The organism is Actinoplanes utahensis (assembly GCF_016862455.1).
Taxonomy (GTDB): Bacteria; Actinomycetota; Actinomycetes; order Mycobacteriales; family Micromonosporaceae; genus Actinoplanes; species Actinoplanes utahensis.
Map to the genome: position 1 here is coordinate 1 of NZ_BOMZ01000007.1, position 1,048 is coordinate 1,048.

General features: G+C 70.4%; 1 pseudogene. It reads left to right on the top strand.

Features of this window, described 5'->3' with window-relative positions:
- Positions 1 to 1,048: pseudogene (locus Aut01nite_RS01945) on the top strand (hypothetical protein); the annotation flags it as partial.

Below are 1,048 nucleotides of genomic sequence, written 5' to 3' on the forward strand. Positions count from 1 at the left end.
CCGACCAGCCCGCTTCCGGCTGCCGCGAATTCGACCGAGCCCGAGACGGCTACACCGACCGCCGTCGAGAACTCCGTCCCCACATCGGCCACCCGCCGCCCGCAGACTCTGGGCGATTGGCTGGCCAGTGCCCCCGCCGCGGCCCGGCACGCCAACGAACCCGGACTGCAGCGCCCGAACACACTCGGCGGCCTCTCCACCGAATCAGCGAGCACGCCTTCCAGCCCGAACCGCCCGGAGCCCGTCAGCAGCACCGTTGAAGCCCTGGCGCCATCGGAAAACACGGCTCTCCCCGAGCCCTCCATGCCGGCCCCGGCCACTACCGTCGAGCCCTTCGCTCCGAACACCTCGACGGACGCCTTCAGCGGTGAGCACCCCACCACTGAGCCGAATCTGTCGTCGGCTCCGGTAACCGTGGCCGAGCCGGACACCACTCCGACCCCGGCCACCATGGCTGAGCCGGACACCATTCGGAATCCGGCCACCATGGCCGAGCCGGACAACTTCAAGGTCTCCGCTCCCACCCTCGAGACGGACGCCGCGGCGGAGTCTGGCTCCACCACCGAACCGGAACTCACGGACGAACCCGTATCCGCCCTCGCGCCCGAACCCTCCCTCGCTTCGCCGGCCCCGGCCGGCGGCCGGGAGAACCGCATCGAGCCGGCATCGGTCGAGCCGTCCTCCTCCCAGGCACCGTCAGCGGTGGAACCGGCCTCCTCCACGGCACCGGAACTGTCCACGACGGCACCTTCGGCTGAGGTGATCTCCGGGGATGCCACGCGCAGTGAGCCGGTTACGGCTGGCGACACCGCTTCGGCACCGTCCGAGTTCCCCCTCGCAACGGCCCAGGAATCCGTCGAGACCCCCACCCAGGTGGACGTGGAAGCCGCCAGCCGGGAAGCGAGCGACATCGCGGCCGGCCCAGCACCCACCGCGGCCGAAGCGGAGAAGAACTCCACAGCATCCACCGGGACCGGGGAGACCGCGTTCTCCACCGAGGTCGAAAAGGGTGCCACAAGCACGTCCTCGGCACATGTCGAGGAGACCG